Raw genomic sequence first — 23,753 nt, forward strand, 5'->3', positions numbered from 1 at the left:
CGCCCTGACTCGCCGCCCTTCCACTCCCCCGCACCCGCATCCTCCATGGCGCTGAGTGCCGCCGGGCTATGGCCCTTCCGGCGGCGGGGTCGTCGCGTCGGCCCCGCCGCCTCCAGCACGACCAGCGCCATGTCGTAGAAACGAGGGTCACGTGAAACACCTACGACCAGTGGCCGTTCTCCTGTCCGGCCTGCTCCTGCCGTTACCAGCGCCGGCGCTCGCCGCGGCGGCGCCCGCCGCGGCAAGCGTCTCGGCGACCGTCTCGGCCGCGGCCGACCCTGATTTGAGCTACGCCAACCGCTCGCTTCCAGCTCCCGGCCTGCCGGACTGGTCGCGCGTCGGCTACCTGGGCGGCCAGCGGCTGCCCGGCGACGGCGACGTGTCCGGCGACCCCGCATGCCGCATCACGGCGCAACAGCTCACCTCCGCCTACGGGGTGGTCCCGGACGACGGCGCCGACGACACCACGGGCCTCCAGAACGCGATCGACCACATCAAGAGCCAGTGCTCACCGCAGGCCAACTACCACCGTCTCTCGCTCATCTCGCTGCCGTCCGGACGCATCGACGTGTCCCGGCAGATCTACGTCGACGCCAGCTTCCTCATCCTGCGCGGGCAGGGCTCCGGCGCGGGCGGCACCCGGCTGGTGTTCCGGCCGGACCTCAACACCCGCTACGACACGGTGACCGCCGACGGCAGCCGCTGGAACCAGGACGGCATGGAGTACGGCAGCGGCAACGACGTCGGCAAGGGCGGCTGGATCTGGCCGGGCCGGGGCATGCTGAGAGTCCAGACCCGCGACGTGGCCGACAGGTACCAGAACGAGTGGTCCAGCGCGCCGGCCAACCGCAAGGACCTGTTCGAGGGCAGCGTCAACCAGCACTGGGTCTCCGGCGTCAAGCTGGGCCCCCGATCCGACGATCCGGGCTTCTCCGCCCGGCAGGGCCACCGCATCGTGCAACTGATCGCGAACGCCGACATGAGCAGGTTCACGCTGGGCGGCTACGTCTGGGTGGGCGCCGCCAACAGCCTGAACTTCTACGCGCAGCAGGGCGTCAGCGACCGGAGCCTGATGGAGAACCTGCACATGCGCCAGCAGATGTTCCGGGTCGTCCAGAAGGACACGACCGCCAAGACGATCATGCTGGACCGCCCGCTGGAGTACGACCTTCCCGTCGACTCCACCTCCGACGGCTCTCCCCCGCTGTTCGGCGACACCCCGTTCGCCAGCAAGGTCACGCCGCTGAGAATCGTGGAAGGCGTCGGTTTCGAGAGCTTCGCCTTCACCCAGGACATGAGCGGCCTGCCGAAGCTGAGCGGCGGCACGTACGCGCCGACCCCCGCCCAGGCCGTGAACAACTACGGCAACATGGCGCCCGAGTACGCGATGCACGGCATCGTCTTCAAATGGGCCGCCAACAACTGGGCGCGCGACCTGAACGGCACGATGACCGGCTCACACCCGGTCGTCACCGAGGTGGCGCGCAACCTGCAGATCGAGCGCAACTCCTTCGACGGCGCCTGGAACAAGGGCAAGGGCGGCAACGGCTACCTGCGCGGCAGCCGCGTGTGGGACTCCCTGTACGCCTACAACCACAGCAGGAACCTGCGTCACTTCACCTTCCAGTGGTCGGCCAGCGGCAACGTCGCCTTCCGCAACGACCTGGACTCCGACCTGAACCTGCACGGCGGGTGGGAGCGTTACAACCTGTTCGAGCAGAACACCGTGACGGTCCCGTACGCGCACCGTTCGGGCAACTGTGAGGCCAACTGCGGCGGGGAGGGCGGCGAGACCGAGGAGGGAACCTGGTACCCGATCTGGTGGGGGGCCGGGCCCAAGGCGGCCAAGTGGTCGGGGTCCTCGGGGCCGCAGAACGTCTTCCACCACAACACGCTGATCAAGCAGACCACACCGGGCGGGGAGTTCGTCCAGTATTCGCCGTACTCGTCGGGCAGCGCCGGCACCGCCTTCCAGTTCGGCTCCGACAACGCCGACCCGCGCCGGTTCGCGCCGCTGAGCCAGGGCGGCCAGCCGATCCCCGACTGGACCGGCCGGGAGACCCTCGACTTCGCCGGGCAGGGCGTGGTGAGCTTCGCGGCGGGCAGGCGGCCCTCGCTGTTCCTGCGCGACGCCGGCCAGCTCGACCCCCGCGACGCCAACAGCCGCAGGGTGGTGACCTGGAACATGCAGGGCGCGGGCACCAGGGCCGGCGGCTGGGGCGACGACGTCAGCGGCGAGTACGAGTCCAAGTACCAGCAAGGGGTGCTGCAGCTCGCGGCGCAGAACGACGCCGGAATCGTCCTCCTGCAAGAGGCGGGCAGCCCGCCCGCGGGCGGCACGCACCAGCAGGACATCCCGCAGAACGCCTTCACCCGCGCGGACGGCTCCCAGCCTCCGGTCCGCGAGTTCCGCTACGGCGGGACGGCGAGCCGGCCGCAGGGACACCTCTACTGGCTGCACACGGACACCTCCGGCCACAACCCGCCCAACCGGGTCAACCTAGCCATCGCCACCCGCGCGAGAGCCGAGAACGTGTTCGTCGTCGCGTCCGCCATCCAGGGGGCCAGGCCCGCGCTCGGCGTCACCATCGACGGCGTCACCTACTTCACGGTGCACGGATTCGCGACGGGTGGCGGCGACATGCCCGGCCTGCTGGACGCCATCAGGACCCGCATGGCCACCGCGGGCCCCAACGGGACGGCGCTGCCCTGGATCGTCATGGGCGACTTCAACCGCGACCCGGACAACCTGCGCAACGCGCTGACCGGCCAGTTCATCGTGCATGCCCCGCCGGCGCCGACGCATCCCACTCAGCCGCGCCAGGACGAGAACGGCAACCGCATCCCGTCCAGGCGCCTGGACTACGCGGTCACGCCGACCGCCGCCAACGCCCCTGTCGTCACCGCGTCGGCCGTGGCCGACCGCATGCTGCTGTCGGACCACTACCCGGTGGTGTACGAGATCGGCGACCTGCCGGATCCCCCCGAACCCTCGGGAACGGAACAAGTACCGGCACCGCGGGAGACGGCTGTACTTCGCAACGCGAGCACCACCAACGTGGCCGGCCCTCAGGGCAGCACGCACGTGGTCGGCGACGTGGCCCTCGACCCGGCCAATCTGCCGGCGCAGACCTGGAATCTGGCGTTCGAGCCCGAGTTCCCCGGCTACTACCGGCTGGTCCACCAGCTGAGCGCCCGCTATCTGGGCCAGGAGGGCAGCGTCCGCGACGCGCGGACCGTCCTGTGGCCGAACGAGGCGGCCGACCAGCTCTGGCGCCCGGTCTACCAGGGCGACGGCACCTGGACCCTGCAGAACCTGGTCACCGACCAGCTCCTCACGGCGGTCGGCGGCGGCGCCGCGCTGGCGGGCCGCGACGCCGACGGCTCCGCCGCCCAGCGCTGGTTCCTCCAGGACCCCGGCGAGGCGGACCATCTCCTCGAGGTCGCCCTGCACGAGCCTTCGGGGTTGCGGTTCGTCGTCAACGTCGAGGGCGCCTCCACCGCGGAGAACACCCGGGTGATCCTGTACGCCGACACCGACGAGCCCAACGAGCGCTTCACCCCGGTGTCCGCGGGCCGGACCGGCGGGGAGGACTGCCGGTACCTCATCTACCGCGGCAAGTACCTCAACTCGACGGCCTCCACGACGGTGCCGCTGATCGGCAACGGGGTCACGCTGAACGCCTTCCAGCCCGACGACGACGGCTACCTGTGGTGCGACACCCTGGACCCGCAGGGTGGCGGCCGTTCGCTGAACAACCACTCGTTCGCCCTCGGGACGGATGAGCGCATGTTCCTCACCGCGAACGGGGAGAACGCCCAGCTCACCATCGCGCCCAGCTTCTCTCCGCAGGTCTGGGCGTTGTTGCGGGTCACGGAGTGATCGAAGGAGGCCCGGACAGCGCCGTCCGGGCCCCTTCGCGGGCGACCAGCGGATGACCGGCGGCGACCTCTCGCCGGCCGCGCGGCTGGACCGTGACCTCGGGGCGTGCGGTCAGGTTGTGGTACCACTGCGGGGGTGCCGGCACCTGAATCCACAAGAATTAGTAGTATTTTTTCCCTAATTCATAGTACTGTACAGCCGCTGTAGGGCCCTGAAGGAAAGGTGCAGCCGTGCGACGACTCGACATCCCGAGCCAGCTCCCCCCACCCATGGAAGGCCATCTCCACCTGGGAGACCTCCCCCACCGCCCCGATGCGATCACCGTGAACTCCCGGCACCTGAGCCGGGGCGGCGAACCCTGGTTCCCGATCATGGGAGAGTTCCACTACGCCCGCTACCCCGCGGCCGAATGGCGGGAAGAGCTGCTGAAGGTGCGAGCGGGCGGGGTGACGGCGGTCGCCACGTACATCTTCTGGAACCTGCACGAGGAACGGCGCGGCGTCTTCGACTGGAGCGGCGACCGCGACCTGCGCCGTTTCGTGTCCGTCTGTGCTGAGCTGGGACTGGACGTGGTGGTGCGGATCGGGCCGTGGGGGCACGGGGAGTCGCGCAACGGCGGCTTCCCCGACTGGGTGCTGGCGGCCGACTGCGTGCCGCGTACCGATGATCCTCGCTACCTCGGCCTGGTCAGGCCGCTGTTCGAGCAGATCGGCGGCCGGCTCGCCGGCCTGACGCGCGAGCACGGCGGCCCGGTGGTGGGAGTGCAGGTGGAGAACGAGCTGTACGACCAGCCCGGCCATCTCGTCACGCTGAAGCGCCTCGCGCAGGCGGCGGGCATCGACGCCCCGTTGTGGACGGCGACCGGGTGGGGGCACGCGCAGTTGCCGCCGGACGAGGTGATCCCGCTGTTCGGCGGGTACCCGGAGGCCGCGTGGGACACCGCCCACGACGGCTGGCCGCAGCAGAGCCGGGCCCACTACTTCTTCGGCCCCGGCCGCGACGACGACTCCATCGGCTCGGACCTGCGCACCACCGAGGTGACCGGCTCGGACGAGAGCCATCTGGCGCGCTACCCGTTCGCCACCTGCGAGCTGGGCGGCGGCATGTACACCTCCTACCACCGCCGGCCGATCATCGAGGCCGCCGACATCGCCGCGCTCGGGCTGGTGAAGCTGGGCAGCGGGTCGGTGTGGCAGGGCTACTACATGTACCACGGGGCGTCCCAGAAGCTCGGCGCGCTGTCCACGCTGCAGGAGTCGCACGCCACCGGCTACCCCAACGACTGCCCGGTGATCAGCTACGACTTCCAGGCGCCGCTCGGCGAGTACGGCCAGTTCCGCGAGTCCTTCCACCATCTGCGGCTCCAGCATCTGTGGCTGGCCGCCGACGGCCCTGACCTGGCCACCATGACGCTGGCGATGCCGCAGGACGCCCCCGGCGACACCGCCGACCGGCGGACGCTGCGCTGGTGCGTACGCTCCGACGGCCGTTCGGGATTCCTGTTCGTCAACAACCACCAGCCGGTCGAGACGCTGCCCGCGCACGAGGACGTGCGGTTCGCGGTCGAGCTGGACGGCCGCGAGCTGGTCGTGCCGCGCGAGCCGGTGACGGTGCCGTCCAGGGCGTACTTCGTCTGGCCGCTCGCCCGCCCGGTCGGCGGCAGCCTGCTGCTGAGCGCCACCGCGCAGCCCATGGGGGTGCTGGACGCCGACGAGCCGGTGCACGTCTTCTGCCGGACAGCGGACATCCCGGTGGAGCTCGTCTTCGACGCCGCCACCGTCACCGGGGTCGAGGGGCCTGCGACGGTGGAGCACGACGGTGACCGCCTGGTCGTCACCGATCTCGCGCCGGGTGCCGGATGCCTGGTGCGGGTGCGTGACGCCGCCGGTGGGAGCGCGGCTGTCCTGGTGCTGGACGCCGCGGAGGCCCTGACCGCTTTCCAGGGGCGGCTCTGGGGGGCTGACCGGCTGGTGCTGAGCGAGCGGCCCGTGGTGATCGACGGGGACCGGCTGGTGGTCTACGGCCAGGGGTCCGCCGACGTGCGGGTCTTCCCCGCTCCGGCCTTCGCGGCGCGCAGAGATGGCGTGTTCGCTCTGGTGGCCGCGCCTGCCGCCGCCGGGCAGGTGGCCGAGGTGAAGGTGGAGGAGGTCGAGCAGGCGGGCCCGGTCCGGGAAGCGGTGATCGATCCCGCGTCCGGACGGGCTTCCGCGCCCACCGACGCGGACTTCGAGCAGGCCGCCGTGTACCGCGTCACCGTCCCCCCGGAGGCGTTCACGGGCGAGGAGGAGGTGCTGCTGCGTCTGGACTGGGCCGGCGACGTGGGCCGCGCCTACATCGGCGGCGAGCTGGTGGCCGACCAGTTCTGGTACGGCCCCGCGTGGGAGATCGGGCTGCGCCGCTTCCGCGAGCAGGTCCTGGAGCACGGGATCGAGCTGAGGCTGCTCCCGCTGGGCGGGGACGCCCCCGTGTTCCTCTCGCCCCAGGTGCGGCCCGCCGTTCGTCCCGCCCTGGAGCTGCGCTCGGTCACCCTCGTCCCGGTGCCCCGCACGGTGATCGCCGGGGACGAGCGGTGACGACGCTGGACGAGGCGCTGGCCGCGCTGCCCGTCATCGCCATCATCAGAGCCGCGGAGTCCCGCCACCTCAACACGGTGATGGAGACCTTGGCGGGTGCCGGGGTCCGCGCGATGGAGATCACCATGACGACTCCCGGCGCGGCCGAGGCCATCCGATGGGCGGCCGGGCTCCAGGGCGTGGCGGTCGGGGCGGGCACGGTGCTCGACGCGGCCTCGGCGCGCCGGGCCGTGGACGCCGGCGCCGGTTACCTGATCACACCGGCCGTGCTGCCCGAGGTGATCGCGGAAGGGCGGCGGCTCGGCGTCCCCGTCCTGCCGGGGGCGTTCACGCCGACGGAGATCGTGCAGGCGTGGTCGCAGGGGGCCGCCATGGTCAAGGTCTTCCCCGCCGGTGCGGCGGGCGGCCCCGGATACGTCAAGGACGTGCTGGCCCCGCTGCCGCAGATCCCGCTGGTGCCGGTGGGAGGCGTCCGCGTCGAGGACGTCCCCGGCTACCTGCGGGCGGGGGCGCGAGCCGTGGGGATGGGCTCGCCGCTGCTGGGTGAGGCGTGCGCGGACGGCGACCTGGCGGCGCTGGCCGCCCGCGCCGGGCGGCTGGCCGAGATCGCCGGACGAAGGAGCTCGGATGGGTGAGCTGGTCACCTTGGGCGAGGTCATGGCGGTGACGCGGGTGTCCGGCATCGGCACGCCGTCGCCCGGCGCGGCGGCCACCCTGTCCTACGCCGGGGCGGAGGCGACCGTCGCGATCGGGGTGGCCAGGCTCGGGCACCGGGCCACCTGGCTGGGGCGGCTCGGCCGGGACGCGGCGGCGGACATGATCCTGACGTCGATGCGGGGCGAGGGCGTGGACGTCTCCCGTACGGTGCGCGACGGCGACCGGCCCACCGGGCACATGACGCGTCACCGGCGGACCGCCGATCGGGTGGTGGTCGCCTACCACCGCAGGGAGGGGGCGGGGGTGCGGCTCTCACCCGGCGACGTCGCCGCCGAGGCGATCAGCTCAGCGGACGTGCTGCATCTGACGGGGATCACGCCGGCGCTCGGCCCCGGGCCCGCGGCGGCGGTGGAGCGGGCGGTGGCGGTGGCCGGGGAAGCGGGCGTGCCGGTCAGCTTCGACGTCAACTACCGTGCGCTGCTGTGGCCGCCCGAGCAGGCCGGTGAGGTGCTGCGGCGGCTCGCCGGGCGGGCCGAGGTGGTGTTCGCCGGTCTGGAGGAAGCCCGGCTCGTCGCGGGCCGGCCGCCGCAGGCGCGAGCGGGCGGGGCGCCGGAATCGGGAGCGGACGGGACGCCGGGAGCGGGAGCGGACGGGACGCCGGGAGCGGGAGCGGACGGGGCGCCGGGAGCGGGAGCGGACGGGGCGCCGGGAGCGGGAGCGGACGGGGCGCCGGGAGCGCGGGTGGGAGGGGCGCCGGGAGCGCGGGTGGGAGGGGCGCCGGGAGCGCGGGCCGATGGGGATGATCCCGGTGTGCTGGCGCGGCTGCTGCTGGAGCTGGGGCCGCGTGAGGTGGTCATCAAGCTGGGGCGGGAGGGCGCGTACGTCACCGATGGGAGCGTGGCGCTGCGGGTGCCCGCCCGTGCGGTCAGCGAGGTGGACCCGGTCGGGGCGGGCGACGCGTTCGTCGCGGGCTACCTGTCCGGGCGGCTGGACGGGCTCGACCTGGCCGGCCGCGCGGAGCGCGCCGTGACGTGCGGCGCGTTCGCCGTGGCGACGTGGGGCGACTGGGAGGGGCTGCCGCGACGACACGAGCTTGACCTGCTGGCGGCAAGCGACGGCGTAGCCCGCTGACAGCCCGGCCCGCCACGGTCGTTCAGTGTCCGGCCTGCTCGCCGTGCACCTTCTTGGCCAGGTCGACGTCCGCGATCGACCGCTCGATGAGCGCCCGCATCGCGGTCTCGGCCGCCTTGGGCCGCTGCTTGCGCACGGCGAGCAGCACCTCGGCGTGCTTGTCGGCGGATTCGCTGGTGAGCGTCGCGTGCACGAACTGGTCGCGCAGCCGCAGCCCCGCCTCGATCGCGGTGGCCATCCGCGCCATCAGCTCGTTGTGCGCGGCCCGCAGCAGGGCGTGGTGGAAGGCCAGGTCGGCCTCCACGTGATCGACGGCCGGCCGGCCCGCCGCCTCCCGCATGGCGGCCAGGGCGTCCTCCAGGTCGGCCAGGTCGCGATCGGTGCGGCGCAGCGCCGCCATGCGGGCGACGGCCGGCTCGACGGTCAGCCGTACCTCGCCCAGCTCGTCCAGGAACGTCTCGTCCACCCGGTCGGCGAAGCGCCAGCGCAGCACGTCGGCGTCCAGGAGCGCCCACTGCTCGCGCGGCGCGACGAAGGTGCCGCGCCGGGGCCGGGCTCCGACCAGGCCCTTGGCGGCCAGTACGCGCAGCGCCTCGCGCACGGCTGTCCTGCTGACCGCGAAACGGTCCTGCAGCGCCACCACGTCGAGGTCCTCGTCCGGCGCGAGGTCGCCGTTGACGATGGCTGTGCCCAGGCTGCTGACCACCCGGTCGTGCGCGCCGGCTCTCCCGATCTCCGTCATGGCGGAATCATGCCACGCCCGCACTCCCGGCCACCGCCCCCATCGCTCTCAAAGCATACTAGTCCACGAAATAATCATATTTATTGTTGACTTCGGGCGAGGCGGGGCGGCATCCTGCTCGTCAAGTCCCGTATCCGGGCACCCACCCCCAACGAAGGAGTCGACGATGAGCGACGTGACGCGCCGGACCTTCCTGCGCCGGACCGGCCTGATCGGCGGTGGTCTGCTCGCCGCGCCGGTGCTCAGCGCCTGCGGGGCCGGGACCGGCGGCGGCCCGGCGGTCACGTCGGGCGCCGTGACGATCAACTTCTGGACGCACGACCCGGGCTATGTGAAGACCTTCACGGAGTCGGCCAAGCGGCTCAGCGCCGCACCGAAGGGCGCCTTCGACTACACGCTGAAGACCACCCAGGCCGACAGCGAGGCACTGGTCACCAAGATGGTCTCGCAGGGCGCGGCCGGCACCGGAACCCCGGACATGATCGGAATCGTGATCAGTGTCTTCCCACGGGTCATGACCGGCGGCATCGGCAAGCAGCTTCTGCTCGACCTGGACAGCGTCGTCGCCCCGGTCAAGGACGACCTGCTGCGCACCGCCCCGTACAGCATCGACGGCAAGCTGTACGCGCTGGAGTCCGACACCTGTCTCAGTGTCCTGTACTACCGCGAGGACGAGTTCAAGAAGAACGACATTCCGGAAGACATCGGCACCTGGGAGGAGCTCGCCGAGATCGGCGCCCGGCTGCACAAGAAGACCGGGCAGTCGCTCGGCACCGTCGCCACGGGCGACAACACCTCCGTCACGAACATGTTCCTGCAGTTGCTGCTGCAGCGTGGCGGCGGCTACTACGACCAGAGCGGCAACCTCATCCTGGACTCCCCCGAGGCCGTCGAGGTGCTCGACTTCATGGCCAAGGGCGTCGCCAGCGGTTTCCTGCTGGCCCTGCCCGACCCGTACGGCGCGCCGAACACCGCCGCGCTCAAGAACGACAAGCTCATCGCCACCGTGATGCCGAACTGGTACAACATCTACGGCCTGCAGACCAACGTGCCCGAGCAGAAGGGCAAGTGGCGGATGCGCAATCTGCCCAGGTTCGCCGGTGGCGGCCACATCGCCTCCGCGCTCGGCGGCACCGGCTTCGCCGTGCTCAAGGACAAGCCCACCACCGGGGCCGCCACCGAGCTGCTCAAGCAGACCTACCTGACCAAGGAAGGGCAGCTGCTGCGCTTCCAGCAGGGCGGCTTCCTGCCCACCCTCAAGTCGCTGTACCAGGACCAGGACTTCCTCGGCTTCGAGGACGAGTACCTGGGCGGGCAGCGCCTGTTCGACGTCTACACGCCCGCCTCGGCGGACAGCCCGGTCTTCTACCAGAGCGCCCAGCTCAACGTGCTCATCGAAGCGCTGGGCGGCCCCATGCTGGAGACGCTGCAGGGCAAGAAGAAGCCCGCCGAGGCGATCAAGGAGGCGACGGCCGCCTACAACAGCAAGAAGGGCGACTGAGGTGCTGTCCGTCGCGCGCCGGCGAGCGCTGGCGCCCTACGCCTTCATCTCCCCCTTCTACCTGCTGTACGCGCTGTTCCTGATCGTCCCGATCGGCATCGGCGGCTACCTGAGCCTGACCGAATGGGCCGGGCTCGGCACTCCGCTGTGGGTCGGGCTGGACAACTACGCCCGGCTGTTCGGCGACGCCAGCTTCCTGACCTCGGTCGTCAACACTGTGCTGTACGTGGTGTTCTCGGTGTGCGTCGTGGTGCCGGCCGCGCTGCTGATCGCCCAGGGGCTCAACGCGCGCGGGCTGCGCGGCCGTGACTTCTTCCGGCTGACGTTCTTCATCCCCGTCGTGCTGTCGCCGATCATCATCGCGCTCATCTTCACGCTGTTCTACGACCGCGAATACGGCCTCTTCAACGCCGCGCTCCGGGGCTTTTTCGGCTGGGGCGGCATCGACTGGCTGGGTGAGCCCTCCTGGGCGAAGGTCAGCGTGATGCTGCTGGTGCTGTGGCGCTGGACCGGCTACCTGACGATCTTCTTCCTGGCCGGGCTGAAGAACATTCCGCGCGAGCTGTACGAGGCGGCCAGCATCGACGGCGCCGGCCGGGTGCACAGCTTTCTCCACGTCACCCTGCCCATGCTCAAGCCCGTCACCGCGTTCGTCGCCGTCACGGTCATGGTCGGTACCGCGCAGATCCTGGAGGAGCCCATGCTGCTGACCAAGGGCGGCCCGGGCGAGGCGACGCTGTCGGTGGCGATGTTCATCTACCGGGAGGCGTTCACCCGCCAGCAGCTCGGCTACGCGGCCGCGGCCGGTGTCGTGATGTTCGTCATCGTCTTCCTCATCGGACGCGCCGCCAACGCCGCCTTCGGAGTGGGGAGGGAGAAGTGAGCGCCGTGCAGACCAAGCGCGCCCCGGCCGGACCGGGTGCCCGCCGGGCTACCGCGCACCGCTCCAAGGGCCCGGCCGAGCGCCAGCCCCGGCTGGTGTACGTGCTGCTGGTCGCCCTCGTGGTGATGTTCGTGCTGCCGCTGCTGTGGGCGCTCAGCTCGTCGTTCAAGCGTCGCGGCGACATCTTCACCTACCCGCCGCAGCCGCTGCCGTCGCCGTTCACGCTGGAGAACTACACCCGCCTGCTGGAGACGCAGCCGTTCTGGGGCTGGTTCGCGACCAGCACCACAGTGGCGGTGGTGTCCACCGCGGTGTCGGTGTTCGTGTGCGCGCTGGCCGGGTTCGCCTTCGCCAAGTACCGTTTCCGCGGCAAGCGGCTGCTGTTCGACGTGATGTTCAGCTCCATGGCGGTGCCGTTCGCGGTGATCGTCGTGCCGCTGTTCGTCATGCTCGTCAAGGCCGGTGTCACCAACGTCTACTTCAGCCTGATCGTGCCGTGGGTGGCGCCCGCGTTCGGCATCTTCATGATGCGCCAGTACGCCGAGCAGGCCGTGCCCGACTCGGTGCTGGAGGCGGCCCGCATCGACGGCGCGAGCGAGTTCGGGCTGTTCACCCGCGTGGTGCTGCCGCTGCTGCGCCCGGCGCTGGGCGCGCTGGCCGTGTGGAGCTTCCTCAACAGCTACAACAGCTTCCTCTGGCCGCTCATCGTGGTCTCCGAACCATCCCAGTACACGTTGCCGCTGGGCATCCAGTCGCTGTACGCCGCCGAGGGCCGCCAGGTCGACCTGGTGCTGGCCGGCAGCGTCATCGCCGCCGTCCCCAGCCTGATCATGTTCATCCTGCTGCGCAAGCAACTGCTCGACGGCCTGACCGCGGGCGCCGTCAAATCCTGAGGGAGTGCGACCTCTTGTCCAAGCTGACCATCACGCTCTGGGACTTCACCTGGTACACCAGGACCGGCCCCGGAGAACCCTTCGAGGATCTCGACCGTGCCTTCACCGAGGCGGTGGCGCGCGGATACAACACCGTGCGCGTCTGCGCGATGCCGTACCTGCTGTTCGGATCCGGGCTGGACACCTCCGCGCTGACCTTCGCCCCCTTCGGGCGCGGTTACGGCCTCGGCACCCGCTGGTACGACGTCCGCGAGAGCGCGACGCTGGACGGCCGCGCACACCTGCTGGCGCTGTTCCAGGCCGCCCGGCGGCACGGCTGCCAGGTGATCGTCTCCTCCTGGGAGTACCAGCAGAGCTCCAGCTTCCTGACCGGCCCCGCCTGGTACGAGGCGTTGCGCGCCGTGCCGGCCGAGCGGCGCGCGAACGCGCTGGCCGGGGCCCTCGCCGGCCTGGTGGACTTCGTGGCCGGGCACGGCCTGGCCGAGCAGATCGCGTTCGTCGAGCTGCACAACGAGATCCAGTCCACCTGGCTCACCGAAGCGCTCTCCCCCGGCGAGCCGAAGGTGCTCGGCCTGCGGCCGTACCTGGAGGAGGCCCTCGACACGTTCAAGGCCCGCCACCCGGACACCCCCGTGACGGTGAACTACGCGCGGGTGCCGCACGCCGAGATGCGCGGCATCCCGGCCAACGTCGACGTCGCCGTCTTCCACCCGTACGTCTACGGCGTCCTGGACGAGCTCATCGGCGCGTTCGCGCTGCGCGACACCGCCGTGCCGTTCCCGCAGGAGCGCGCCCGGCGGGAACTGCTCCGCCCGGACGCCCCCGACCTGGCGGACTGGCATCCGGAGCAGGAGTGGCGCAGCGCGGCCACGGTGGTGCCGGCGCGCGAGGTGTACCTGCACGACTGGTGTGATCCGGCCCGGTTCGACCGCTGGCTGTACGACCGGCACGCGGGGTACCACTACGGCATGGCGGAGAGGCTGCGGATCTGGATCGAGGTGGCCGCCGACTGGGCCGCCGCCCGTGACCTGCCGCTGGTGTTCGGCGAGGGCTGGGTCGGCTACACCCCGCTGCGCGGCACTTTCGAGGAGGGGCCTGTGGGGGCCGGGATCTGCCTGGACGCGGTTGAGCACGCCCGGCGGGTCGGCGCGTGGGGCACCGTGGTCTGCTCCAACGCGGCCCCGCACCATCCGATGTGGGCAGACGTGGACTTGCAGGTCACCGCCAACGCGCTGTTCGCGGGGCGGCGATGAACGGCCGCGTTTCCGGAGGGCGGCTGGACGGCCGCTTCTTCGGGGGGCGGCGATGATCGGCCGGTTCGAGGGCAGGGCGGCCCTGGTCACCGGCGCGGCTTCGGGCATCGGCGCGGCCACCGCCCGCCGCCTGGCCGCCGAGGGGGCGCGGGTGCTGCTGGCCGACATCGCCGGCGAGCAGGGCCGCGAAGTGGCCGCCGCGATCGGCGAACGGGCCGCCTTCGTGCACCTGGACGTCGCCTCCGCCCGCGACTGGGCCGCCTGTCTCGACGAAGTGCGTGACCGGTTCGGCCGCCTGGACGTGCTGCACGCCAACGGCCCAGGCCGGGTCGTGCCCGCCCGCCCCGCGCACGAGATGCCGGAGGCAGACTGGGACCTGCAGATCGACGTCTCGCTCAAGGCGGCCTACCTGGCGGCGCGCACGTTCTGCCCGCTGCTGGCCGAGACCGCCGGCGCGCTCGTCATCACCTCCTCGGTGCACGCCCAGACCGGCGTCCCCGGCTGCGCGCCCTACGCCGCCGCCAAGGGCGGCCTGCAGTCACTGACCAGGCAGCTCGCCGTCGAGTACGCCCCGCGCGTCCGCGTCAACGCGGTCGTGCCCGGCCCGATCATGAGCCCCGCCTGGGACGGCATCGGCGAGCAGGGCCGGGCCGCGACCATCGCGGAGACCCCGGCGGGCCGGTTCGGCACCCCCGACGAGGTGGCCGCGGCCGTCGCGTTCCTCGCCGCTCCGGAGGCGTCCTTCGTCACCGGCGCCTGCCTGAACGTCGACGGCGGCTGGAGCATCTCCACCACCTCCTCCTAGAACGGACCTTCATGAAGATCGTCTCCATGGACACCTTCCTCGTCCCGCCCCGCTGGCTGTTCCTGCGGATCCGCACCGACGAGGGCGTCACCGGCTGGGGCGAGCCGGTCGTCGAGGGCCGGGCCGAGACCGTCCGGGCCGCCGTCGCCGAGCTGGCCGACCACCTGATCGGCGAGGACCCGCTGCGCATCGAGGACCACTGGCAGGTGCTCACCAAGGGCGGCTTCTACCGGGGCGGCCCGGTGCTGTCCAGCGCGGTCGCCGGCATCGACCAGGCGCTGTGGGACATCGCGGGCAAGGCGGCCGGGCTGCCGGTGCACCAGTTGCTGGGCGGCCCCGTCCGGGAGAAGGCCCGCATGTACGCCTGGATCGGCGGCGACCGGCCCGCCGAGGTGGCCGAGCTGGCGGCGGCCCAGATCGAGGCCGGGTTCACCGCCGTCAAGATGAACGGCTCCGGCGAGCTGACCGCGATCGACACCCCGGCCCGCACCATGGAGGTCGTCCAGCGCGTCGCCGCCGTGCGCGAGGTGATCGGCGAGCACCACGACCTGGTGGTGGACCTGCACGGCCGGGCCTCCACCGCCATGGCCAGGCGGCTGCTGCCGCTGCTGGAGCCGTACCTGCCGCTGTTCGTGGAGGAGGCGGTGCTGCCCGAGCACTCGCGCAACCTGGCCGCGCTCGCCGCGAGCACCTCCATCCCGCTCGCCACCGGCGAGCGGCTGTACTCGCGGTGGGACTTCCGCGACGTCATCGGGCACGGCATCGCGGTCGCCCAGCCGGACGTGAGCCACGCCGGCGGAATCTCGGAGGTCCGCCGGATCGCCGCCATGGCCGAGACCTACGACGTCACCATGGCCCCGCACTGCCCGCTCGGCCCCATCTCGCTGGCCGCCAGCCTGCAGCTCGCCTTCGCCGTCCCCAACTTCCTCATCCAGGAGCAGAGCGTCGGCATCCACTACAACGAGGGCAACGACGTCCTGGACTACCTCGTCGATCCCGCCCCGCTGACCTTCCCCGGCGGGTACGCCGGCCGCACCACCCGGCCCGGGCTCGGCATCGAGGTCGACGAGGGCGAGGTGGAGCGGATGGCGCGGCGGGGGCACCGCTGGCGCAGCCCGCTGTGGCGGCACCCTGACGGCTCCTTCGCCGAGTGGTGACGGACCCGCGCTGGACGCCGGTGCCGGTCTGGTTCCTCATGAGGGAGCGACCGCAGCACCGTGGGTGCTGATCGAGACGCACGCCGTCAAGCCGCTCGTCCACGGGCGGAGGCACGGGCACCCGTCAGGACGTGACGGCGCGGATCTCCGTCACGGTGAACGCGTCCACGATGTTCCGGTTGTCGAGCAGGAACCCGACCAGCCCGGCGATCGCCTCCGTGCCCGTGGCCGCCCGCGACTGCCCGCTGAGGAGGTAGACCAGCGGGGTGGACGGCTGGTCGAGCGCGAAGCGATCGCCGTGGCGGCGCACGTCCTTGAGTACTCTGATCGGCACGGGTCGCTCCGAGGTGAACCACACCGCGATCGTCCACGTCGGCAACGCCGGATCCGCCTGGGAGAAGGCGTGGTAGCAGGCGACACAGCCGTTGCCGGCGTGCGATCCGTGCGGGCAGATCCAGGGGGCCGCGTCCGTGGCCGACTGGCCGCGCGAGCCCAGCTTCGCCTCGCTGACCCGGCGGCCTGACAGCCGCGCCGGCTGCTCGGACGGGGAGACGGGACGGGTGGCGATGATCGCACCTCCTTCCTTTGCCGACATGCGAAATGTCCCAGGTGACCCAGCCTACGCCGCCCGGGAGCGGGCGGAGGAGGACACCGCCCGGCCCCCATGGGAAAGGGCGGACCGGAAAGGGGATTTTGTGGTATTTGTGTGATCTAGGCCTTGGTCGAGCGGGGAACAGACGTGATGCATCAGCGGCCGATGATCTCGCCGACGCTCGTCGGCCGCGCCGGTGAGCTGGCCCTCCTGACCGAGACCGTCTCCAACACCCCATCGGTGGCGGTGGTCGAGGGCGAGGCGGGCATGGGCAAGACCCGCCTGGTGGGCGAGCTGCCCCGCACCGGTCTCCGCGTCCTGACCGGCGGCTGCGCCAGGATCAGGGAGCCGTTCCCGCTGGGCCCGATCGTCGAGGCGCTGCGCGAGGTGCCCGACGACCTGACCGGCCTGTCACCGGTCGCGGGCGCGCTGCGCCCGCTCCTGCCGGAGCTGGCCGAGCGGCTGCCGGAGCCGCCCGAGCCGCTGGACGACCGCGCGGGCGAGCGCCACCGGGTGTTCCGCGGCCTGGGTGAGATCCTGCGCGCGCTGGGCCAGGCCGTGCTGGTGGTGGAGGATCTGCACTGGGCCGACGAGCAGACCGTGGAGTTCCTCGGCTACCTGCTGTCCGCCCCGCCGCCGGACCTGGCCGTGGTGCTGACCTACCGCGCCGAGGAGGCCTCGGCCGACCTGCGGGCGGTGACGGCCCGCCTGCCGCGGGCCGTCGCCCACGCCCGCGTACGGCTGGCGCCCATGGACGTGGCGCAGACCAGGGCGCTGGCGGCGGCGATCCTGGACGCCGAGGAGATCTCGCTGGATTTCGCCGAGCACCTGTGCGAGCGGGCCTCCGGCGTCCCGCTGGCGGTGCAGGAGCTGGTGGCGCTGCTGCGCCAGCGCGGGACGCTCATGCACCGGGGCGGCGAGTGGGCGCGCAGGACCATCGCCAGGCTGGACGTGCCGGCCGGGGTGCGCGACCCGGTGCTGGAGCGGGTGAGCCGCCTGTCGCCGCAGGCCGAGGCGGTGGTCAGGGCGGCCTCGGTGCTGCACGAGCCGATGCCCGTCGAGGTGCTGGCGGCCACCGCCCGCCTGCCGTACGAGAGCGCGCTGGACGGGCTGGACGAGGCGGTGGAGCACGGGCTGCTGGCCGCGCGCGGCGAGACGGCGGCGTTCAGGCACGTGCTGGCGGCGCAGGCGGTGTACGAGGACATCCCGGCGGCCAGGCGGCGCGACCTGCACGCGAGGGCCGCCACCGCGGTGGAGGTGATGCCGTCGGTGCCGCTGGGGCAACTGGCGCACCACCACCGGCGCGCCGGGCACATGGCGGCCTGGGTGGAGGCCGCCGAACGGGCCGCCGACCAGGCGCGGCGGCTGGGCGACGACGCGGAGGTCGTCAGGATTCTGGAGGCGGTGCTGCGGCACGCCCCGTTGGAGGCGGAGCACCGCGGGCGGCTGACGGTCAAGCTCGGCTGGGCGGCCGAGGGGCTGCTGCACATCCCCGACGTCATCGATCTGCTGGCGCTGGCGCTGGACCAGGTCTCCGCACCGGTGACGCGCGCCGAGCTGACCCTGCTGCTGCTCTATCTGAAGGACGCGACGGGACAGGGCTCCGGCTCCTGGTTCGAGGAGCTGGCCCCGGCGGTGGCGGACCTGGACGTCGAGGCCCAGCCCGAGCTGGCGGTGCGGATGATGACCGTCCTGAGCATGGGGCGGGACGCCAGAACCGCCGACCGGCACTGGATGGACAGGACGCTGGCCGTCCTGCCCGCGGTCAGGAACACGCACCTGCAGATCTTCGTGCTCGGCAAGATCACCAGCAGTATGGTGCTGATGGGTGACCCGCGCTGGGTCGAGCTGATCGAGGAGGTGCGCGGGAGCCTCGGGCACCGGTCCTGGCACCGGGCGAAGGTCAACGCCTACTACTCGATCGGCTCCGCGCTGGCGTTCGTCGGTGACCACGTCCAGGCGCAGACGATCTTACGTGTAGCCCTGGAGAGCGCGGCCCCCCTGGCCGAGGTGAGCGGCGGGGACATGATCGACCGGTGCCGTTCCGCGCTGGCGGTGGCCGACTACTGCGCGGGTTCCTGGGACGGGCTGACCACCGAGACGGCCCTGCTGGCCGAGCGGCTCAGCGAGCGGCCCAAGGACAGGTACGCGGCAGCGACCGTGGCCGCCTGCCTGGCGCTGGCCCGCACCGACGCGGCCGGCGCCGAGTCCGGCATCCGCCAGGTGATGACGGAGGTCCCGGGTATCGTGGACGAGACGTCGCTGCTGGTCACCGCGCTGCTGCGGCAGGCCGTCGCGCGCGGCGAGCCCGGCGGGACGGTGGCGGAGGTCCTGCCGCTGGTCGAGTCGTGGTTCGAGCGCGGCCTGCGGCCCTCGGAGGTGCGGATCCTGCCCGCCCTGACCGAGGCGATGGTGGCGGCCGGGCGCGCCGAGGAGGCCGCGGGCCTGGTGACCCGCGCAGAACGGGCGATCGCGGGCCTGGCCGCGCCGCTGGCCCCCGCCGCGCTGCGGCACGCCCGCGGCTTCCTCGACCCCCGCGGCGGCCACTTCGCCGCCGCGGCCGACCTGTACGAGGCCGTCCAGTGCCCGTACGAGGCGGCCCAGGCCAGGGAGCGGGCCGGAACCGACGAGCAGCTCAGGCGGGCCATCGACGCCTACGAGACGCTCGGCGCCCGCTGGGACCTGGACCGTGCGGCCCGCCTGGCTCGCGAGCGCGGCCTGTCGCTGCCCGCCAGGCACCGGGGCGGCACCCGCGGCTACGGCGACAACCTGTCACCCCGCGAGCGGGACGTCGCCCGGCTGGCCGCGTCCGGGCTGACCAACAAGGAGATCGCGCAGGAGCTGTTCCTGTCGGCCAAGACGGTGGAGCGGCATCTCAGCGCCGTCCTGCGCAAGCTGGGCCTGCGCTCGCGGATCGAGCTGGCCCGTATGGGGGACGCCGTCACGGCGGAATGAGGGATCTCCCGCATAGCTAGCCGATCACCCCGTTCGTCACGATCTTCGCATGCCCGATGAAGACGAGCCCGAGAACGAGCCCATCGAGAACGAGGACGAGGAGCTCGCGCCCGAAGAAGACGGCGGCGAAGACGACAAGGACGGCTGGGTCAAGGCATGATCAAGTTAACCTCCCGGCTGGGCGCGGCCTGTCTCGCGCTCACGCTGATCACCGGGCTCGGCGCCGCCGAAGCCACGACAGAACCCCCGCAGAAGGCCGGGCCCGGCACCACTGTCACGCTGGTGACCGGCGACAAGGTGCGGGTGGACCCCACCGGCGGCGCCACCGTCATCGACCCGGGTGACGGCGTGTTCGCCCAGCTCGCCCTGAACGGCGACGAGTACGTCATCCCCGCAGAGGCCGCCCCGTTCCTCGGCGGGACGCTGGACGTCCGCCTGTTCAACGTCAGCTACCTGGTGCGCGCGGGCCTGGACGACGCGCACGCCGACGCCGTGCCGGTCGAGGTCGAGCCGGGTGGCGTGGCCACGCTCGGCGCGCGGTCCAGATCCCTGCCCAAGAAGGACGCGGAAGGCTTCGGCCGGGAGCTGGCCGGGGCGTGGCAGGCCGGGCGGAAGCCGGGAACCGGCCGCATCACGCTGGCCCAGCCCGAGGGCGCCCCCGCCCTGCCCGCCGATCCAATGGCGGCGCAGGCCGGCTATCCCGAGTACCACACGGTCACCGTCGACTCCATCGACCGCGACGGCAAGCCCGGCGTCATGCTCGGCACCATCCACAGCCTGGACGACCCGACGTTCACGATGTTCCAGGTGGGCAGCGGCGTGGAGGGCACCTCCCAGGCCGTCTTCAGCGTGCCGGCGGGCGACTACAGCATCGAGGCCAGCGTCCTGACCGGACCCGTCCTGGATTGGGGCTCCACCGGTGCCCTGGTGATCGAGCCGGAGTTCTCCGTCACCGAGGACATGGCGCTCACGCTGGACGCGCGCAAGGCCGTGCCGTACAAGGCGACGTTCGAGGGCGTGCCAGGAACCGGGCGCACGCAGTACGACCTCATCACCTACAACCGCACCACCGTCCAGGGCGACCAGGTCGGCAACCCGCCCTTCGGCAACTCGGTCACGGCGCTGTTCCTCATGCGCCTGGTCTCGGGCGGGGACTTCGGGGTCCACGTCCTGTACGCCACCCCCACCAAGCGGGTGACCAAGGGCAGCCTGGACTTCCTCGCCATGACCTCGGTCGGCGGTCCCACCGGGAACGACCCCACGTACAAGGCGGTCTTCCACGAGCCCGGCGGCGTGCCGGCCTCGCTCACCCGCAACGTCAGGCGCTCGGACCTGACGAGCGTGGACTCCACGATCCACAACACCCCTGGAGCCGCCTCCCAGCACCAGGAGTTCTTCAGCATGGTCTACCTGCCGTGGACGCAGACCACGTTCGGCGTCACCGCTCCCCTGGACGGCGGCAGGCGCACCGACTACTGGTACAGCAACGCCCCCGGCAAGGTCGTCTGGGAGCCCATCCTGCGACCGGACCTGGGGCTGCGCCTGCTCGGGGAGCGCCGGCTCATCCGGCCGGGCCAGCGCATCGCCGAGACCTGGAACAAGGGGCCGCAGGTGCCCTCCAGCAACGCGCCGTTCACACAGGAGGCCCTGATCGGGATCCAGGGCACGCCTGACACGAACGTCACCACCGCGCTGCAGCAGGTGTGCGTGGCCTGCCGGCAGGACGATCTGGGCCTGCTGTACCTCGACCCGTACGCCGACTCCACCCCCGGCCACTACCGCTCGTCCCTCGACGGCCCCGCACAGGTGGAGTTCTACCGCGACGGCGCGCTCGCCTTCACCTCGGCGACCCGGGGCGACGGCAAGCGCCTCACGCACTTGCTGGACCTGCCGCTGCTGCCGGAGCCCGCCGAGTACCGGCTGAAGGTGACCGGCGACAACCCCGGCGTGGAGGGCGCCACCAGCACCACCGACTGGACCTTCCGCACCACGAGCCGCGACCGGGCGGCCGACCTGCCGGACCAGGTGCAGTGCGCGCCCGACCCCACCCGCCGCTGCTCGTTCCTGCCCCTGCTGTTCGTACGGCCCGACCTGCCGCTGGACGTGGACAACGCCACCCCCGCCGGCGAGCCGTTCGAGGTGGCCTTCACGGTGCGGCACCAGCAGTACCAGGCCGACCCCGGCAGGGTGAACGCCACCGTCTCCGTCTCCTACGACGGCGGCACGACGTGGTCGGAGCCCCAGCCCGCGACCCGGGGACGCGACGGCCGCTTCACCACGACCCTCACCAGTCCCACCGGCGGTGAGTACGCCGCTTTGCGGATCAAGGCCGCCGACCGCGACGGCAACGCCGTCGAGCAGACCAGCCTCCGCGCCTACCGGCTCGCACCGAAGGACCAGTGACCGTGATCATCTCCCGGCTGCTCCCCGCGATCGTGCTCGGCCTGACCCTGCTGGTGCCGGCGTCGGCTCAGGCCGCCGCCGACTGCGCGACCCCCGACTGCCTGCTCAAGGTCACCGCCGCCGAGACTGACGCGGACGTCAGCGACGGCCTCAGGGCAGCGGACCTCCAGGACGCCTACAAGCTGCCCTCCTCCTGGCTGGGCGGCGGTCAGACCCTCGCGGTCGTGGTCCCGTACGGCCATCCCAGCGCCGAGCGCGATCTGAACGAGTACCGCAAGGGCAACGACCTGCCGCCGTGCGACGAGGTGTTCCCCTGCTTCCGCCACGTGAACCAGCGCGGCGGCGCCGACAGGCCGCCGACGCACAACGGCTACGGGCTGCACACCGCGGCCGGGCTCGACATGGCCTCGGCCGCCTGCCCCAACTGCAGGCTGCTGCTGGTCGAGGCCGACGACGAGACGCCGGCCAGCGTGGGCGCCGCGGTCGACCAGGCGGTCGCACAGGGCGCCGACGCGGTCTCGGTGATGACCGGCTTCTACGAATACGCCGGCCAGCGGGCCGACGCGGCGCACTACGACCATCCGGGTGTCCCGATCGTCGCGGGCGGTGGCAGCGGGTTCGGCAACGGCGTGGGCAGGCAGCTGGTTCCGGCCGCCTACGGATCGGTGATCGCGGTGGGCGCGACCACCCTGTGGCGTGACCCGGGCAACCCGCGCGGCTGGAGCGAGATGGCCTCCGCGGACTCCGGCTCGGGCTGCTCGGTGTACGAGGCGCGCCCGGCCTGGCAGCCGAAGGGGCAGTGCGGCGCCAAGCGCACGGTCGCCGACGTGGCCGCGGTGGGCGACGCCCGCTCGCCCGTGCAGCTCTACGAGAGCAGCACCTGGGGTGGCTGGATCGGCGTCAGCGGCACCCCGATCAGCGTCGCGCTGATCGGCGGCGTGTACGCGCTGGGCGACAACGGCCAGGAGATCGTGCCCGGCCAGAAGCTCTACGGCTCCGGCCAGTACCTGTTCGACATCACCTCCGGCGCCAACGGGTCCTGCGGCGGCGCGCCGCTGTGCACCGCCAGGCGCGGATACGACGGGCCCACCGGCATGGGCGTACCCAACGGCATCGGCGCCTTCTGAGGAGCATTCGTGCGCAGCATACGCAGAACCGCGGTCGCCCTGGCCGCGATGACCTTGACCACCGCGCTCACGACCGGCGCGGCGACGGCGGCCTCCACCGCCTGCACCCCGGCCTGGAAGTTGCTCGACGTGCCCGCCATCCCCGACGGCGGCTACTCGGTGGCGCAGGCGTCGTCCGTCTCGTCCAAGCAGGTGATGTTGTCCACCCAGGGTGACCGCACCTCCACCACCCTGACCTCGGACGGCAGGTCGATCAAGTTACTGCCCAAGCAGATCCCGCACGCGGCCATGGCCCATGGCGGCGTCTGGGAGACGACCTTCGACTCGAAGTCCAGCGGGTGGGCGCGCTACCAGTTCCGCCACGGCGACACCTACGGCAGCGGCGTCCCGGTCTTCGCGCGCCTGTACGGCGGGCGGTGGAACTTCGTGCCCACCGCGACCTCCCCCGACCCCGCGGCGACCAGGCCCAGCCTCCAGGCCATCGACTCGGTCTCACCCTCGGCCGCCTGGGCCGTCGGTGAGTACACCACACAGAGCGAGGAATCCGCCGGCGCCGCCATCCAGCAGTGGAACGGCAGAGTGTGGAAGAACGTCGACCACCCGGCGCTGACCCGGGCGAACGCGACCCTGCGCGCCGTGTCCGCGCGCTCCCGCGACGACGTCTGGGCGGTCGGCAGGCAGTTCACCGACCCCGGGCGGATCGAGTCGCTGATCCTGCACTACGACGGGAAGTCGTGGACGGAGCTGCCCGGCGTGCCCGGGGTGCTCGCCGAGCTCCTCTCCGTCAGCGCTCGTGCCGCCGACGACGTCTGGGCGGTCGGCTTCGAGCGGAAGACCAACGCCTCAGCCCCTGTGGCGCTGCACTGGGACGGCAAGTCCTGGAGCAGCGCACTCACGCCGTCGGCGGCCTGGACCATGCCCATGGCCGTCCACGCCGCCGGCCCCGACGACGTGTGGATCACCACGATGGGGGCGGCCGACGGCCGGACACAGCCCCCGCTGCAGCACTGGGACGGCACGTCCTGGACGGACGTGCGGCCCGAGGGCGTTCAGCCGCCCGGCTCGAAGTACATCTACGTGGCGCTGACCGGCTCGGGGCCCAAGGACGTCTGGGCGACCGGCCAGATCCTCAACGGCAGCGGCTGGGAGTCCTCTTCCCAGCCACTCGTCGCGCACCTGAGCTGCGAAGGACGCTGAC

General features: G+C 72.1%; 17 protein-coding genes. 14 read left to right on the forward strand and 3 right to left on the reverse strand.

Annotation, left to right across the window (positions count from 1 at the left end):
* Window positions 1-151: 151 nt before the first annotated feature.
* Window positions 152-3,883 (forward strand): RICIN domain-containing protein, encoded by a 3,732-nt coding sequence (locus FXF51_RS20125; RefSeq protein WP_148436061.1) that lies wholly within the window; start codon window positions 152-154, stop codon window positions 3,881-3,883.
* Here the strand turns inward: FXF51_RS20125 and FXF51_RS63785 are convergent.
* Window positions 3,873-4,028 carry a nitroreductase/quinone reductase family protein gene (locus tag FXF51_RS63785; protein ID WP_187414462.1) on the reverse strand — a complete coding sequence of 52 codons (156 nt, stop codon included), beginning with the start codon at window positions 4,026-4,028 and terminating at the stop codon, window positions 3,873-3,875. The two genes, FXF51_RS20125 and FXF51_RS63785, sit on opposite strands and share 11 nt — an antisense overlap.
* 85 nt (window positions 4,029-4,113) lie before the next feature.
* Here FXF51_RS63785 and FXF51_RS20135 point away from each other — a divergent pair, with 85 nt between their 5' ends.
* From FXF51_RS20135 to FXF51_RS62690, 3 genes are read left to right on the forward strand one after another with little or no spacing between them, the layout of a single operon-like run.
* Entirely contained in the window at window positions 4,114-6,456 is a 2,343-nt protein-coding gene (locus FXF51_RS20135) for a beta-galactosidase (protein ID WP_262379681.1), read from the forward strand.
* Window positions 6,453-7,091: a bifunctional 4-hydroxy-2-oxoglutarate aldolase/2-dehydro-3-deoxy-phosphogluconate aldolase gene (locus FXF51_RS20140; protein WP_148436063.1), complete on the forward strand. Its 639-nt coding sequence runs from the start codon at window positions 6,453-6,455 to the stop codon at window positions 7,089-7,091. The genes FXF51_RS20135 and FXF51_RS20140 overlap by 4 nt, the downstream gene beginning before the upstream one ends.
* Window positions 7,084-8,244: a sugar kinase gene (locus FXF51_RS62690; RefSeq protein ID WP_187414463.1), complete on the forward strand. Its 1,161-nt coding sequence runs from the start codon at window positions 7,084-7,086 to the stop codon at window positions 8,242-8,244. The genes FXF51_RS20140 and FXF51_RS62690 overlap by 8 nt, the downstream gene beginning before the upstream one ends.
* 22 nt (window positions 8,245-8,266) lie before the next feature.
* On the opposite strand, the gene FXF51_RS20150 is transcribed toward FXF51_RS62690, so the two are convergent.
* Window positions 8,267-8,986, reverse strand: coding sequence for a FadR/GntR family transcriptional regulator (locus tag FXF51_RS20150; protein WP_148436064.1), 720 nt, complete (start codon window positions 8,984-8,986; stop codon window positions 8,267-8,269).
* Window positions 8,987-9,152: 166 nt separating this feature from the next.
* Here FXF51_RS20150 and FXF51_RS20155 point away from each other — a divergent pair, with 166 nt between their 5' ends.
* The 6 genes from FXF51_RS20155 to dgoD are packed head-to-tail and all read left to right on the forward strand — an operon-like array spanning window position 9,153 to window position 15,478.
* The gene (locus FXF51_RS20155) at window positions 9,153-10,487 is read left to right on the forward strand and encodes an ABC transporter substrate-binding protein (protein WP_222871376.1); all 1,335 of its coding nucleotides are present in this window, start codon (window positions 9,153-9,155) and stop codon (window positions 10,485-10,487) included.
* Between the two features lies 1 nt (window position 10,488).
* Window positions 10,489-11,370 (forward strand): carbohydrate ABC transporter permease, encoded by an 882-nt coding sequence (locus FXF51_RS20160; RefSeq protein ID WP_148436065.1) that lies wholly within the window; start codon window positions 10,489-10,491, stop codon window positions 11,368-11,370.
* Window positions 11,367-12,263 carry a carbohydrate ABC transporter permease gene (locus tag FXF51_RS20165; RefSeq protein ID WP_222871377.1) on the forward strand — a complete coding sequence of 299 codons (897 nt, stop codon included), beginning with the start codon at window positions 11,367-11,369 and terminating at the stop codon, window positions 12,261-12,263. The genes FXF51_RS20160 and FXF51_RS20165 overlap by 4 nt, the downstream gene beginning before the upstream one ends.
* Window positions 12,264-12,277: 14 nt before the next feature.
* A complete protein-coding gene (locus FXF51_RS20170; RefSeq protein ID WP_148436066.1) occupies window positions 12,278-13,516 on the forward strand; it encodes a cellulase-like family protein in 1,239 nt (412 codons plus the stop codon).
* Window positions 13,517-13,568: 52 nt separating this feature from the next.
* Window positions 13,569-14,321: an SDR family NAD(P)-dependent oxidoreductase gene (locus FXF51_RS20175; RefSeq protein ID WP_148436067.1), complete on the forward strand. Its 753-nt coding sequence runs from the start codon at window positions 13,569-13,571 to the stop codon at window positions 14,319-14,321.
* Between the two features lie 11 nt (window positions 14,322-14,332).
* Window positions 14,333-15,478 carry a galactonate dehydratase gene (gene dgoD / locus FXF51_RS20180; protein ID WP_148436068.1) on the forward strand — a complete coding sequence of 382 codons (1,146 nt, stop codon included), beginning with the start codon at window positions 14,333-14,335 and terminating at the stop codon, window positions 15,476-15,478.
* Between the two features lie 124 nt (window positions 15,479-15,602).
* On the opposite strand, the gene FXF51_RS20185 is transcribed toward dgoD, so the two are convergent.
* Window positions 15,603-16,073, reverse strand: a complete 471-nt coding sequence (locus FXF51_RS20185; protein WP_148436069.1) for a hypothetical protein — start codon at window positions 16,071-16,073, stop codon at window positions 15,603-15,605.
* 147 nt (window positions 16,074-16,220) lie between these two features.
* Here FXF51_RS20185 and FXF51_RS20190 point away from each other — a divergent pair, with 147 nt between their 5' ends.
* The 4 genes from FXF51_RS20190 (at window position 16,221) to FXF51_RS20205 (ending at window position 23,752) form a co-directional block, all read left to right on the forward strand.
* Window positions 16,221-19,025 (forward strand): ATP-binding protein, encoded by a 2,805-nt coding sequence (locus FXF51_RS20190; protein WP_148436214.1) that lies wholly within the window; start codon window positions 16,221-16,223, stop codon window positions 19,023-19,025.
* 156 nt (window positions 19,026-19,181) lie between these two features.
* Entirely contained in the window at window positions 19,182-21,428 is a 2,247-nt protein-coding gene (locus FXF51_RS20195) for a hypothetical protein (RefSeq protein ID WP_148436070.1), read from the forward strand.
* On the forward strand, window positions 21,425-22,555 hold the full coding sequence (locus FXF51_RS20200) for a peptidase S8 (RefSeq protein WP_148436071.1): 1,131 nt from the start codon (window positions 21,425-21,427) through the stop codon (window positions 22,553-22,555). The genes FXF51_RS20195 and FXF51_RS20200 overlap by 4 nt, the downstream gene beginning before the upstream one ends.
* A gap of 9 nt (window positions 22,556-22,564) precedes the next feature.
* A complete protein-coding gene (locus FXF51_RS20205; protein WP_148436072.1) occupies window positions 22,565-23,752 on the forward strand; it encodes a hypothetical protein in 1,188 nt (395 codons plus the stop codon).
* Window position 23,753 lies beyond the last annotated feature (1 nt).

The organism is Nonomuraea sp. PA05, assembly GCF_008086045.1.
Classification (GTDB): Bacteria; Actinomycetota; Actinomycetes; order Streptosporangiales; family Streptosporangiaceae; genus Nonomuraea; species Nonomuraea monospora.

Excerpts from the sequence above, each read along its gene's own strand:
- FXF51_RS62690 (WP_187414463.1), top strand. The coding sequence starts at position 7,084 with ATGGGTGAGCTGGTCACCTTGGGCGAGGTCATGGCGGTGACGCGGGTG.
- FXF51_RS20150 (WP_148436064.1), bottom strand. The coding sequence starts at position 8,986 with ATGACGGAGATCGGGAGAGCCGGCGCGCACGACCGGGTGGTCAGCAGC.
- FXF51_RS20155 (WP_222871376.1), top strand. The coding sequence starts at position 9,153 with ATGAGCGACGTGACGCGCCGGACCTTCCTGCGCCGGACCGGCCTGATC.
- FXF51_RS20175 (WP_148436067.1), top strand. The coding sequence starts at position 13,569 with ATGATCGGCCGGTTCGAGGGCAGGGCGGCCCTGGTCACCGGCGCGGCT.
- dgoD (WP_148436068.1), top strand. The coding sequence starts at position 14,333 with ATGAAGATCGTCTCCATGGACACCTTCCTCGTCCCGCCCCGCTGGCTG.
- FXF51_RS20185 (WP_148436069.1), bottom strand. The coding sequence starts at position 16,073 with ATGTCGGCAAAGGAAGGAGGTGCGATCATCGCCACCCGTCCCGTCTCC.
- FXF51_RS20190 (WP_148436214.1), top strand. The coding sequence starts at position 16,221 with ATGCATCAGCGGCCGATGATCTCGCCGACGCTCGTCGGCCGCGCCGGT.
- FXF51_RS20195 (WP_148436070.1), top strand. The coding sequence starts at position 19,182 with ATGATCAAGTTAACCTCCCGGCTGGGCGCGGCCTGTCTCGCGCTCACG.